The following is a 12,996-nucleotide window of genomic DNA, read 5'->3' on the forward strand; positions in this document are numbered from 1 at the left end:
GGAAACTAACCGATTTCTGAATTTATTAATGAAGCAGATTCCACTTTTAATCGCTCTATTTCATTTAATGATTTACCATTTTTATCTTTCCAAGCATCTCTTCCATTTATTGAATATCCCATAATCACCGCTGCTGCCGCGGAAGCACTTTTGAATAAATAGTCCTCAACAAAATACAATTTATTAAGTTGATTAGAGATAATCACTTTTTCAGAAATCAACTTTTCTCTTAAAGCTGAATAATTGTAGTTTTTTGACTCGCTAATTGAAACTTCTGAACTTTTCAAAACAACAATACCTTCATCAGTTTGTATAGCTTTAGCATATATTTCTTTAATCTTTAATTCAAGTTTAAGATTTTCAGTAACAGTTGAAAAACCGCTAACTTGTGGAAGGTTGTTTATATCTTTAAAATCAGACTTAGGAATAGGGTCTTCTAAAAATTTGTGCCCTAAAGTACCATTTAAAAGTTTAATATAAATAACAAAGTCTTCCATTGCATCTCTATCTGGCAGTGGTAAAGAGTTTAAAACTGGAGCGTTACTATTTTCAAGTTTATATCTATCTGCAATTCGCAATTCCCAGAAGTTTACTTTCTAAATACTTAACATGAGCCTTAGTTAAATTCTCATCTTTACTTGTAAACAAAACTACTTCATTCCAAAAATCTTTAAGTGTATCATGATTTTTTAATCTCTCCCAAACATTTTCGGCTTCTCCAATATATACCTTTGATTTAATTGTTCCATCATCCCCTAAAAGAAAATAAACTCCTGGTCTATTTGCTTCTTTGGTAAAGTCTTTATTTAATTCAGATAGTTTATTGCGAGGACAAGAAATCGCTTGTATAGTATGATTTACTACTTCTGCCAACTTAATGCCCGAAACATTCCCATCCTTTAGATAAATTCTAATACTTCTACCTAATCCCATAAATTTTTAAATAAAATTTATCATATAAACCCATATTGTAATTTATCTCCCTTTCCTCTTTGCCAGAAACGCCTCCATTTCCTCAAGGCTTAGGGCATTGAAAGTCATATCAGCAGTTAATCCACCTTTACGTGCTACAGCCACGCCATAGTGCATATCGTGATAGCCTTCCATTTCGTGGGCATCGGGGTTGATGCTGAGCATCACACCTTTTTCTAAAGCATACTGAATCCAGCGCCAATCTAAATCTAATCGGTAAGGGCTGGCATTAATTTCTATGATTACCCCATTATCAGCACAGGCATCAATGATTAATTTATAATCGATCGGGTAACCCTGCCTTGATAAAAGTAAGCGTCCCGTCGGATGTCCCAGGATAGTGGTATATGGGTTTTCTATGGCTCTCACAAGTCGCTCATTAGCCCGAGGCTCTGTCATATTCAGATTTGAGTGAACCGATGCCACGATATAATCAAAACTGGCTAAGATTTCATCCGGATAGTCTAATGAACCATCACCCAGAATATCAGATTCTATGCCTTTTAAAATTTTGAATGGCTTGCCACCTGCTGCATTCAGTTTCTTATTCAATTGCTCAATTTCGGCATGTTGTTGCTGCACTTTAGTAATCAATAACCCGGAAGCATATTGTGCCGATTGGGAGTGATCAGCAATACCCAGATACTCAAAACCTAGTTCCTGACAATAACTTGCCATTTGTTCTAAAGAATGGCGCCCATCAGAATAAGTCGAGTGGTTATGCACGATGCCTTTCAGACTTTCCCAGGTTACTAAGTCCTCGTTTTTGTGACTCTGAACCCAATCGAACTCGAAATCCCCTACACGCATTTCAGGAATAATATATGGAATACCATACTTTTCATAAATCTCTTCTTCACCATTAAGGCCGTCAGTCTTACTTAGTTTTAGTAGAGTCTGTCCTTTTTCATTCTTGCGCTTCAGATGGTTAGCATCTGCCGAATAAATGAATTGCTTATGTACGAACTGATTGTTAGCTACCCATTTGATTTCCAAATCTATTTTGTTGTCAAGGTAACGTCCTCTCCAGGTAAAAGGAGAAGAGATTTTTGGGTCTTCAACAAAACTCTCAGGTAAATTGGCAAAGAAACCTCCGGTATGTCCATCTGCATTGCTAACCAAAAATAACAACGATTCAACTATTTCGTTTTTGCGTCTTACCTCACCTGATATTTCAACCTTAGCAAAAGATTTTTGTAATTCTTCTTTAATCACCTCAGCCAGCGCCTGTGCTTTATCCATACGTAACTTACCTGCCTGACTATTCACAAATGCAATAGATTGAAGAATTGACTCCTGCGTTTTTCCTCCAAATCCTTTTACTTTCGCAAGACTACCATTTTCACACGCTATTTGCAGGTCGTTGATATTATCAATCCCTAATTCTTTCCAGAGAACTTTTATCTTTTTTACACCAATGCCCTTTATTTTAAACATATCAATCACTCCCTCTGGCGTGTTAGCCAGCAATTCCTGCAACTCTTTCAATGTTCCTGTGCTGACAATCTCTATGATTTTACCTGCCATCGTCTTCCCTACTCCTTGAATCTGCGTAAGTTGTCCGAAATCCAAAGTGGCCAAATCTCCGGTATATTTGTCCATATAATAGATTGCATTTGTATAAACTCTTACCCGGAGTTCGTCAGCATCGTGCAATTCCATTAACTTTGCGGTAATTTCAAGTGTTTCTACGATATAGGAATTAGTAACCATAGGTTTAAATCAATTGGAATGAGGTCAATATTATTCAGATTCAAAGTAAGCAATAAATTATGAGAAAGATATTGTTTTGTATGCTAATTTCTATTACTGCAACGGCGCAGAATCCAACGCTGAAAATCAATATCAAGGGGTTTGAAAGCAATAAAGGCACCTTGATGTTAGAGGTACTAGATACTCAAAAAAAGCCAGTTAAAAGGTTAGTTCAACCCGTTGCCAATAAACAAGTATCGGTTGAGCTTAAGGATTTAAATACAGGGCAGTATTCAGTAAGAGTATTTCACGACGAAAATGATAATAAGAAACTAGATACAGGTATGTTTGGAATTCCAAAAGAAGGATGGGGAATGTCAAATAATGTAAAAGCTATTATGGGGCCTCCTGATTTTAAGGAAAGTTTATTCTGGTTGAAAGAAGATAAGACCTTAGAGATTTTACTGAAGTGAGATAAAATATAACTCCTATTCCTTCACGGGTCGTCCTAAATCCCTTTCCCAACTGTGGGGAAAGGGACTTAAGTAGTGGTTAAATTTACACCGCGACCGGAGCCTTAATGGCCGGATACGGATCATATTCTTCTAATTTAAAATCTTCAAATTTGAAATCAAAAATGCTTTTTACCTCCGGGTTTATCCACATTTTAGGTAGTTTACGCGGTTGTCTTGATAATTGCAGCTCTACCTGCTCCAGGTGATTTGAATAAATATGTGTATCACCACCTGTCCAGATAAATTCATAAGGTTCTAAACCACATTCCTGAGCAATCATCATAGTAAATAAAGCATACGAAGCGATATTGAAAGGCACTCCCAAAAATACGTCTGCACTACGTTGGTATAACTGACAAGACAATTTATTATCGGCTACATAAAACTGAAATAGTGCATGACAAGGCATCAAAGCCATTTGCGAAAGCTCGCCTACGTTCCAGGCTGAAACAATAATCCGACGGGAATCAGGAGAGTTTTTTAACTGTTTTAATACTTCCTTCAACTGGTCTATGCTACGACCATCTGTTGTTTCCCAACTGCGCCATTGTTTACCATAAACAGGCCCAAGATTACCCTCGGCATCTGCCCATTCGTCCCAGATAGATACCCCGTTTTCTTTTAGATATGCCGTATTGGTTTCACCTTTGATAAACCACAACAATTCATGAATGATGGATTTGGTATGTACCTTTTTGGTTGTAACTAACGGAAAGCCTTCTTGTAGATTAAATCGCATCTGATAACCAAAAACACTGATGGTCCCTGTACCTGTTCGGTCTGTTTTTTTTGTTCCGTTTTCTAATATATGACGTAGTAAGTCCTGGTATTGTTTCATGGATGATTATGCCTATTTGGAATTATTTTGCAAAGGTAATAAATCTAATATTAGTAGAAGTCATTTTTTACCACGGAGTTGCACTGAGTTGGAAATACAGAGTTTCACAGGGTTTCTTTCCCTCCGTGAAACTCTGTGCCGCCCTCCGTGCACCTCCGTGGTAAATTAAATAATTAAGCGCTACAAAAACGCAATAGGCGCTGACAGGCATGAATCGGGGATATCAAATGCCTCTACTAATGGCACAGCATCAGTTCTTATTTCCCAGCATAACTGATTGACCAGTTTTCTGATGGCCTTGGTTTTAGGGGCTTCCATATAGCCCTCTTCCAGATACCAGCCTTTGTTCTTTTCAATCTGCGACAGGGCAAATAATTGTTTCAACTTGGTTAAAATACTTTTCGCGCCTTCATCTTCTACTCGACTAACTATAAGTTGAAACTGCTCGAGCATTATACGGTCAAGATAAGCCTGTGATACATCCAACATCTGATGTTGTGCCACATTGAAAGCATCATATGAGTCCAATCCGCTATCAATCAATTTTTTCAAACGTTTGGCAGCTGATGCCAGAATTACTTTTTCACGGTATTCAAACGCATTTTTATGAAAAGTATCATCCATTAAATGTGCTTCATCAGTTTTGCGGGTAGCCATCGGGTTCTTCTGCATAATGATAGTTTTGGTTTGCTCATATACATAGTTCAGCATACCTATCTTATCCATATTTTCAAACGACTTCCTGAATTCAGATAAACGACTTTTAGCTACTAATTGCATCAATACCGTATTATCGCCCTCAAAAGTGGTATAGATTTCAGTATCATTTTTAAGGGCATCAATGCGGTTTTCGGATAGATACCCTTTCCCACCGCAAGACTCACGGCATTCTTGCAGAATATCTCTTGCACTCCAGGTTACATAAGACTTCATTCCGGCAGCCAGGGCCTCTATCTCCTGCATTTCTTCCTCGGTTCTGTTTAAGAAACGCTCAGTGAGATATTGCAAGCCAAAATGCATGGCATAGGTTTTAGCTAATAATGGCATTAATCGGCGTTGATGCATACGGTAGTTAAGAATGGGCACTTCTGAACCTCCTTCAGGGCCGAATTGTCGACGTTGATCACCATATTTAATAGCAATTGCCAGACCTGATTTTGAAGCAGAGAGTGCCGAACGAGGGATACCAATCCTCCCGCCTACCAAAGTACCTAACATCGTAAAAAAGCGTCGGTTATCGCTTGGTATCGGGCTTTCAAATTCTCCTTTATCATTTACCGAAGCAAATCGATCGAGCATATCTTCTTTCGGAATTACTACGTTATCGAAAATGATGGTACCATTATCAACCCCATTCAAACCCATCTTAAGACCGCAGTCACCTATTGTAATCCCTTTTAGCGTTTTCCCTTTTTTATCTCGCAATGGCACCACAAAGGCATTGACACCATAGTTCTTTCCGTCAATGATTAATTGCGCGAAAACAGTTGCCATTTGACCATGTATAGCAGCATTGCCTATATATTCTTTCTGCGCTTTGGCGTGTGGTGTATGGATGGTAAATGTCTGCCTCTCATGATTATAGGTAGCCGTAGTTTCAATACCTTTTACATTAGAGCCATGGTTAGTTTCGGTCATGGCAAAGCAGCCGGGCAGCTCTAATGAACCAATAGATTTCAGGTATTTTTTATAATGTTTTTCTGTTCCTAAAAACATCACACTCATACCCCACAACCCAAACTGCACACCAAATTTAATTACCAAACTAAGGTCATGATAGCTGAGGGTTTCCATAATGGCAAAGTAATCGGCAATGTTTTCACCACCACCATATTTCTTGGGATAAGCCATATTTCCTAAGTTCTCATCAGCTAATATTTTGCACCATTGTAAGACTTTCTCACGATACACATGTATATCGGTTGAAGTTTCATAGGCAAATTCAGGTCGACTAATTACGTCTTTCACTCTTTTTATAATACCAGCATACTCTCCATCAAGCAGTTGGGTTAATTTTTGGGTATCAAAACTGCTGGCTGTCTGATGAACAGAGGTAAAAGTGTTCTCGAAGGTCTTAAACTGACTGATTGCCTCCTCACCCGCTAGTCCCAGATTAAATTCAAGGTTGGTAAAAACAGACTCAAGGTCGATAATGGTTTTATCGTTTTTGGCTAACCATACCGAAATATCGAATATATCTTTGGCATCGGGCAAAGCCTTTAACCCCTCTTCTATCTCAGCTTTCCATTGAGCCAATTGTTGTCTTGACGGAGGAGAAGTAATGTCAACCTCTGCCATCAATTGCTTTTGCTCACTTTGGCTCAACCAACTCTGATCATCAATAAATTGTTTTAAGGTGCTTAACTCTTTCTGGGTTAAAAGGTCATCAGACCATACGATATAAAAAAGCGGAAGAAAGGCTTTTAGTTTTGTGTTCTCCATTTGGTTCGGTTGTGTTTTATGATGAGGGTAAAGGTAGGGATTTAATTGTGAATGGCGAATGGCGAATTAGTGAATAAATATTGAGTGTACCTCCTTAGTGGTTACTTTAATAATTGAGGAACCATTGCTTTTCTCGGTTAAAATGACTCCCACTTTATTGGTAACCTTTTCTAACTCCATTTATTGGTTGATACCTGGAAACTATCGCTTCGCTGTTATTCTAATTCAAAAAGGTTCCCACCATATTGGTAACCTTTTCCGCCTCCAATTTAGTGATAGAGACTTGGAAACCATCACTATCCTGATTCATAAAGGTTCCCAAAATATTGGCAACCTTTTTTCGATGTCACTTTAATTGACTTTGGCTTCTTTTCTCTCATATCAATAGTTGTTCTACAGACGGCTAATTACGATTGTTATCCAAGACTGGGCGTTCCCGACTGGGTATTCCCTAAATTTCCGACTTAGTACTGTGTTTGCAAAGTGTTCAGGAAGATTTTTGATATAATCAGACTGTTTGTTATATGAAAATTATTTTGTCTTAAAATGATAGCAGCGTAATCAATACGTTTTTTGAGAAAAACAAAATTCTTAAATTACCTCACATATAAAACTTCTGTCCCTTTTCTATTTTTTCTAAGGTTTTTACGATTCTGTCGGCCCTGGTTTCATCAGTCTTGGCTGAGTAAATCCAATTGATAAAGCCTTTTTTCTCTCCTTCCGAATAAGTCTCAAATTTCTCATAAAGCCCTGATTCATTTTGCAGGCATTCTACTAACTCTTCAGGAATATCAATGGGCAAATCGTCTGAAAACAATATTACGCGCACTTTATCTCCCGCCTGTTTCTTTATTTTCTTCCTGATTTCGAGTCTCACTGCCAGAAATAATTTCCCGTTGCGCATAGGCATAAGATTATAACTTCTGATTTCAAAATCATCAATAGTGCCTCTTACTCTCACCCAACCGAAAGGCGAGTTTTTATCCTGTGGTATTTGCGGTATCTCGGCAAAAGTCCAGCCACCTTTGCCCTCAAATTTTTGGAGTAAGAATTCATCATTAATCAGTGGCGTTTCCATTATTTCTTCGATTTTTTGGCTAAAGGATTATAATCCAGACATTTCTGTATCCAATTCGCCAGATTTTTTTGGTTCTTCAAACCAATTTCAAGCACATAAATATACCCTTTCATAGGTTTACCTGTAAAATTCATGGGTGTACAACTGACATCTTCCAATGCAGCTTCATAATCCTGTTCACTTAATCGGCAAAGCAATACATCTTCTCCTGTTTTCTTATCAATATGAGTTCCGCAGCACATTTTGTCATCAACCATGATGCATACACCACTGAACATTTTCTTTTCTGAAAATACCGCTTGTTTATCCATCAGGATTTCTCTTATTCTTTGCAGGAGAGTTTCATTGTAGGGCATTGCTTTGCTATTAAGATTATGATGATAAAGATAGGTAATTAATAGTGAATGATGAATTAGCGAATATGATATTTAATAATAGGTGGAGACAACGACAACGCCGTGTCTACTTGGTGGAATATAGCGGGAGATAAATACAAAAAAAAGTCCCCGAACAATTCGGGGACCATTTTCTAATAATCAAAAACAGAAAAATATTATACTACTAGGTACTTTAGGTTAAAACAACTTTAGTTAGCGTGCTTGGCTTTGCCTTCTCTTTTGGCTGCTTCTTTCATTTCTTTTGCACATTCTTTTTCCATAGCCTTGTTGCAACACTTCGTTTCTTGCTTATCTTTTTTCTTTTTGATTTTACCCCAATCAAAAGCATAGGCAGAAACTCCGACAAAAACACTTAAAAATGCAATACTCAGGACACGACGAAACAGTGAGGTTTTCATAGTGATAATAATGTTATAGTTGAAAAACACGTATATTCTTGTTATCACAAACACTATGCCAACTCCCCCTTATAGCTAAATATTGCAATTAGCTCTGTTTCTTTGAATAAGCATCTTCCCTATCCGTCGTTATTTAAACCTTAAAGTATTATTTTTCCTATCTATACGTCCTCATTTAATGAATACGAATGCGTAATTACTGCTGAGGCTGATAATTGCGCTGTTGCTGAGCAATATTTTTCCATTGAGAGCTTGATGGCTCTTTCTATTTTCTCAGGGTCTATAGTGCCTTTAAAAGCAAAGTGCACATTAATATTTCTGAATGGTTTCATTTCTGTACCCTCTATCTGTACACGTTCGCCCTCCACAGAGATTTTCAAATCTTCAATTACCTGGCGTTGTTTTTTTAGTACTAATATCACATCAATGGCTGTACATCCACCTAAGCCCATTAATAACAATTCCATGGGTCTTGCACCAAGGTTTTGTCCGCCAATGTCAACATTAGCATCTATATTTACGCCTACGCCTGATGTTCCTTTGGCTTCAAAATGAAACGCATCATCTACTCTGACTAATTCAACTTTCATATTTTTATTTTTTGTAGTGCTTATTAAGTGGTTTCTTATAAGATTTTTTAATAAGAAATGTGTCTATGGCATTCGATATCTTCCTGACCCTTATACCCTAGTTGTTACTTTTTTTAGCTGAAATAAAGTAACCAAAAAAGCAGGACAGCCTGTCCGGGAATCATTTAAACTCGTACATTAAAAAAACAAAATATATTTGCTATATAACTCAATCTCTGCCCGGTTTTTAATCGTCCTCAAATATGAAATGATGTTTTAAGGTTACAATTTTAGTTGTTACGCTAAGAATTATAGTTCTATTAATACAACATATATTTCTGATGTTAAAGTTTCGGGAGTTAAATGAACTAGGAATTCATTTATATCTATTTTCCCGTCCCTCCCCATACTCCGTTTGCTTCTCCGCTTTAATTATTGAAACTTTTTTAAGAAATTGCAAGTCCAAACAGCTTTTGGCTAAACTATTTATTTATACAACCATCGTTTCAGAATCCGATTCGACAGCAAATAAAACAGTTTTTCTAAAGATAAAGCGAAAAAACCCGATAAAATGGCGAAATACAATTCATTAAGAGAAATTCAGGAGGCTATCAGTAAGCAAGAGACTTCTTGCGTTGAATTAGTTAAATACTATCTGCAACGGATTGATGAAAATAAAAATCTTAATGTTTTTTTAGAAGTATATGCTAACGAGGCTTTGAAGCAAGCTCAAGAGGTTGACAATAAAATTAAAAATAACACAGCCGGCCGCCTAGCCGGAATGGTGATTGGGATAAAAGATGTACTGGCACATCAAAATCATGGTCTTCAAGCTGCCAGCAAAATCCTTGATAAATTTCAGTCGCAATTTACAGCAACGGCCGTACAAAGAGTAATTGACGAAGATGTAATTATCATCGGCCGCCAGAATTGTGATGAATTTGCGATGGGTTCATCCAACGAAAACTCTGCTTTTGGGGTAGTACGTAATTATGCAGATACCTCCCGAGTACCGGGTGGGTCGTCAGGTGCATCGGCAGTCGCAGTTCAAGCAGATATGTGTCTGGCTTCTTTGGGCTCAGATACAGGTGGCTCAGTACGCCAACCTGCTGCTTTTTGTGGGGTTATTGGAGTAAAGCCCACTTATTCCAGAGTTTCAAGATGGGGATTAATTGCTTATGCTTCTTCATTTGATTGTGTGGGGCCTATTACAAGAGATGTAGATGATGCTGCCCTCCTACTCGAAATTATTGCAGGCGCCGATGAATATGATACCACGGTTTCAACCAGAGAAGTGCCGGCTTATTCGCAGAATCTGACACCCAAAAAACAGTATCGCATTGCCTACATGCGTGAAGCACTTGAAAGCGAAGGACTTGACGAAGAAGTAAAGCAACGAACTTTTGAGAAAATAAATTGGTTAAGGGAACAAGGGCATGTGGTGGACGCTGTTGACTACCCATTGCTGAAATATCTACTACCTACATATTATATACTCACCACTGCCGAAGCCAGTTCAAATTTGTCTCGTTTCGATGGCGTAAAATACGGTTATCGGGCAAGTGCAGATAAGATAAAAAATCTGGAGAATTTATATAAAAAAACCCGTGCGGAAGGATTTGGTGCAGAGGTTCGAAGACGTATCATTCTAGGCACTTTTGTCTTAAGTGCAGATTATTATGATGCTTATTATACGAAAGCACAGCGGGTTCGTCGTTTAATAAAAGAATCGACAGATAAAATCTTGTCGTCATACGATTTTTTGATTTCGCCTACTACTCCCACACCGCCATTTAAAATTGGTGAAAAATCGGAGGATCAGTTACAAATGTTCTTGGCTGATATTTTTACAGTCCAAGCAAACGTAATTGGGAATCCGTGTATTTCGATACCAAACGGCCACAATGCCCAGGGTTTACCCATTGGAATACAGGTGCTTGGCAGAAATTTTGAGGAAAGCGAAATGCTCGCGTTTGCCAAATTTTTGCAGTGATAATAAGCCCGGAAAAAGTTTGTCAGAATGTCGAATTTTGATTCAAAATGATTGATTTTCATAAAATATGAAAGGTTATAGTCCCCATTTTGAAACAAAAAAAATACTGCAAACTAGCTCTAAATGCCTTATTATTTTTTCAGAAAAAATTGAAAATATCAAAAAAAACTTATCAATTACTTGACAAACAAGAGGTTATGGACTATTTTTGGAAAAGTTTGCTTTCCTATATCCATAACAAATGCTAAGGTCCCTTAGTAAAAGAGATTGAAATTATGACATTAATCAAGAAGTTTCTCGTTTTAACGAGCCTTATTGGCTGTGCCGGCTATGCGTCGCACGCCCAGTCTGTAATCCCTCAAGAAGCTATCACAGTTTCTTCAGAAGACACCCTCGCTGAACAACTTCCTGCCGTTGAAGCCTTCATTCCATCTGCTGATGTGAATAGAGTTCGTGAAGGCTTTCAGAAAATGCAAAAGACAATTCCTTTGGAGTACAATGCAACTGTTCACAGTTTTGTAGATTACTTTATCTACAAAAAACCGAGCTTTACCAAGCGCATGCTTGAAAGGAAAGATTTTTATTTCCCGATTTTCGAGAAATACCTTGCGAAGTATGAAATGCCTGACGAATTGAAATATTTGTCAATGATTGAGTCAGGTCTGAATCCGAAAGCTATTTCAAGAGCCAAAGCAGTTGGTCTATGGCAATTTATGAAACCAACCGGCCGTGAGCACGGATTAAGAGTGGATGAATATGTTGATGAAAGAATGGATATCGAAAAAGCAACTGATGCTGCTTGTAGATATTTCAGACAACTCTATCGCATATTTGGAGACTGGGAATTAGTACTAGCTTCTTATAACACTGGCCCGGGCAATTTAAGAAGAGCCATCCGCAGAGCCGGAAATATCACTAACTACTGGCAGCTCCACTCTTATCTTCACAAAGATACCCGTACTTATGTACCACAATTCACAGCTATTATGTACATGATGCATCATGCTGATGAATATGGTATTACAGCAGAAGACTCTTTGAAAATGGCTCCACGGGAATATCAGACCATAAGTATTGATGGCTATGTAGATTTGGAAGCTTTCAGTAGTGCCAGCGGTATAAGCATAGATGATATTCAATTGTTGAACCCTCATTTATTGAAAGGATACGTACCAACCTGGAGCCGTGGTCTGGAATTGAAAATACCTGCGGAAAGTTTTGCTTACTTTGAAGCAAATCGCCAGATGATTCTGGATTCGGCAGCCAAAGATCATGCCCCTGCCATGCTGGCATCGAATAACAATCCTCAGACAGAGTCAGGTGTGATTATTATTGGTGGAAACGCCAAATATCCTGCGGCTACTGAAGATGACGGAGACGATAATGAGGCGAATGTAAAACCTGTAAGAGTTGATGATGAGATAAAAAAAGTACGCCGAGTTAAGAAAAGAGTATACATTGTTAAAAGAGGTGACGTGCTAAACAGAATTGCCGATAAATATGATGTAGATGTTTACGACCTTAAAGTCTGGAATAAATTGAAATCATCGAAGATTATGAAAGGCCAGAGATTGGTAATTCTTGATGATGACAATGACGAAGTGGCCGAAGTAGAACGCACGATAAAGGCTGAAAGAAAAACCAAGAAAGACATTGAAAGAACCAAACCTAAGTACCATGTAGTACAAAGAGGCGATACTTTGTGGAAGATTTCACAACGCTATGGTGGAATTTCTGTCGAAAAAATCAAAAAAATGAATGGCTTACGTTCGAATAGCGTGAAAGCCGGACAGAAACTAAAAATCAGCTAATAACACTTTTCTCGTAAATGCTAAAAGGAGCATCTGAAATTCAGATGCTCCTTTTGCTTTTTAAATGCCCCTAAATATAATCCTAACACTTCTGATTTAATTTTTAATAATACAAAGTGTCCTAATTCTCTCCTCTAATACTATATCCAATCCAATGATTCGATTTAAGGTAATGTACTGAAATGTATGATGAGTTTTGAGAAGAGAAGCAATGAGGCGTAACTTTGGTAAATGTGTCTAGTAAATATCAAACGGGGCCGCCCGGCGGTAAACTGCCCTCATTGCCATTC

At 37.9% G+C, this 12,996-nt stretch carries 12 protein-coding genes; 3 read left to right on the top strand and 9 right to left on the bottom strand.

From position 1 onward, the window contains the following. Positions 1 to 5: 5 nt before the first annotated feature. The 3 genes from D0T08_RS27845 to D0T08_RS26245 are packed head-to-tail and all read right to left on the bottom strand — an operon-like array spanning position 6 to position 2,685. Positions 6 to 578, bottom strand: coding sequence for a DUF4357 domain-containing protein (locus D0T08_RS27845; protein WP_199538230.1), 573 nt, complete (start codon positions 576 to 578; stop codon positions 6 to 8). Beyond that, the gene (locus D0T08_RS27850) at positions 562 to 933 is read right to left on the bottom strand and encodes a GIY-YIG nuclease family protein (protein ID WP_199538231.1); all 372 of its coding nucleotides are present in this window, start codon (positions 931 to 933) and stop codon (positions 562 to 564) included. The genes D0T08_RS27845 and D0T08_RS27850 overlap by 17 nt, the downstream gene beginning before the upstream one ends. A 42-nt stretch (positions 934 to 975) precedes the next feature. Next, the gene (locus D0T08_RS26245) at positions 976 to 2,685 is read right to left on the bottom strand and encodes a DNA polymerase/3'-5' exonuclease PolX (protein ID WP_116985730.1); all 1,710 of its coding nucleotides are present in this window, start codon (positions 2,683 to 2,685) and stop codon (positions 976 to 978) included. A gap of 59 nt (positions 2,686 to 2,744) precedes the next feature. On the opposite strand from D0T08_RS26245, the gene D0T08_RS26250 reads away from it, so the two are divergent. After that, positions 2,745 to 3,137: a DUF2141 domain-containing protein gene (locus D0T08_RS26250; protein ID WP_116985731.1), complete on the top strand. Its 393-nt coding sequence runs from the start codon at positions 2,745 to 2,747 to the stop codon at positions 3,135 to 3,137. Positions 3,138 to 3,222: 85 nt separating this feature from the next. Here the strand turns inward: D0T08_RS26250 and D0T08_RS26255 are convergent, their stop codons facing one another. From D0T08_RS26255 to D0T08_RS26280, 6 genes are all read right to left on the bottom strand, one after another. Further along, entirely contained in the window at positions 3,223 to 4,017 is a 795-nt protein-coding gene (locus D0T08_RS26255; RefSeq protein ID WP_116985732.1) for a thymidylate synthase, read from the bottom strand. 180 nt (positions 4,018 to 4,197) lie between these two features. Then, a complete protein-coding gene (locus tag D0T08_RS26260) occupies positions 4,198 to 6,459 on the bottom strand; it encodes an acyl-CoA dehydrogenase (RefSeq protein ID WP_116985733.1) in 2,262 nt (753 codons plus the stop codon). Between the two features lie 601 nt (positions 6,460 to 7,060). After that, on the bottom strand, positions 7,061 to 7,537 hold the full coding sequence (locus D0T08_RS26265; protein WP_116985734.1) for a YdeI/OmpD-associated family protein: 477 nt from the start codon (positions 7,535 to 7,537) through the stop codon (positions 7,061 to 7,063). Beyond that, positions 7,537 to 7,893 carry a TfoX/Sxy family protein gene (locus D0T08_RS26270; RefSeq protein WP_116985735.1) on the bottom strand — a complete coding sequence of 119 codons (357 nt, stop codon included), beginning with the start codon at positions 7,891 to 7,893 and terminating at the stop codon, positions 7,537 to 7,539. Before D0T08_RS26270 ends, D0T08_RS26265 begins: the two co-directional genes overlap by 1 nt. A gap of 230 nt (positions 7,894 to 8,123) precedes the next feature. Then, positions 8,124 to 8,333, bottom strand: coding sequence for a hypothetical protein (locus D0T08_RS26275; RefSeq protein WP_116985736.1), 210 nt, complete (start codon positions 8,331 to 8,333; stop codon positions 8,124 to 8,126). 161 nt (positions 8,334 to 8,494) lie between these two features. Next, entirely contained in the window at positions 8,495 to 8,923 is a 429-nt protein-coding gene (locus D0T08_RS26280) for an OsmC family protein (RefSeq protein ID WP_116985737.1), read from the bottom strand. 550 nt (positions 8,924 to 9,473) lie between these two features. On the opposite strand from D0T08_RS26280, the gene gatA reads away from it, so the two are divergent. Then, positions 9,474 to 10,895: an Asp-tRNA(Asn)/Glu-tRNA(Gln) amidotransferase subunit GatA gene (gatA, locus tag D0T08_RS26285; protein WP_116985738.1), complete on the top strand. Its 1,422-nt coding sequence runs from the start codon at positions 9,474 to 9,476 to the stop codon at positions 10,893 to 10,895. Between the two features lie 275 nt (positions 10,896 to 11,170). Next, the gene (locus D0T08_RS26290) at positions 11,171 to 12,706 is read left to right on the top strand and encodes a lytic transglycosylase domain-containing protein (protein WP_116985739.1); all 1,536 of its coding nucleotides are present in this window, start codon (positions 11,171 to 11,173) and stop codon (positions 12,704 to 12,706) included. The last annotated feature ends 290 nt before the right edge of the window (positions 12,707 to 12,996 follow it).

The organism is Emticicia sp. C21, from assembly GCF_003418935.1.
Lineage (GTDB): Bacteria > Bacteroidota > Bacteroidia > Cytophagales > Spirosomataceae > Emticicia.